This window comes from Vibrio sp. D173a, from assembly GCF_030248475.1.
Genome location: NZ_JAHGAH010001090.1, coordinates 1 through 755, shown reverse-complemented (window position 1 = coordinate 755; position 755 = coordinate 1). Strand labels below are relative to the sequence as shown.

General features: G+C 41.5%; 1 pseudogene. It reads left to right on the top strand.

Annotation, left to right across the window (positions count from 1 at the left end):
* Positions 1–196: 196 nt before the first annotated feature.
* Positions 197–755: pseudogene (locus KIV40_RS31505) on the top strand (transporter); the annotation flags it as partial.

Sequence of the window (755 nt, the reverse complement as noted above, 5' to 3'; positions counted from 1 at the left end):
GTCTTTTATTGGCATTTATCAGCTTTTCGAGCTTCTATTTATTCTATTGATTTATGATTTTGAGCTCGATCACTCCATACGTTTTTCGTCATCAAAATTTAAGATTTGAATCACGCAATTGAGTTATTGTAGTACAAATAATTTCCATCACTATTTATAGTCGAGACAACAAAAAAACAAATAAAAGGTCTCTAGGATGGAACTCAATACACTGATAGTAGGTATCTACTTCCTATTCTTAATTGCAATAGGGTGGATGTTTAGAACATTTACCAGCACAACCAGCGACTACTTCCGAGGCGGCGGTAGCATGCTTTGGTGGATGGTTGGTGCAACAGCATTTATGACACAATTTAGTGCCTGGACATTCACTGGGGCGGCCGGTAAGGCATTTACTGATGGCTTTGCCGTTGCGATTATCTTTATCGCGAATGCGTTCGGTTATCTAATGAACTACCTATACTTTGCTCCGAAATTCAGACAGTTACGTGTAGTGACAGTTATCGAAGCAATTCGTATGCGTTTTGGTAAAGTTAACGAGCAGGTCTTTACTTGGTCTGGCATGCCAAACAGCGTTATCTCAGCGGGTATCTGGCTTAACGGTCTGGCTATTATTGCCTCTGGTATCTTTGGCTTCGATATGACGACAACCATCATTCTGACTGGTCTTGTGGTTCTGGTCATGTCAGTAACAGGTGGCTCTTGGGCGGTTATCGCTTCTGACTTCATGCAGATGGTTATCATCATGGCGGTAA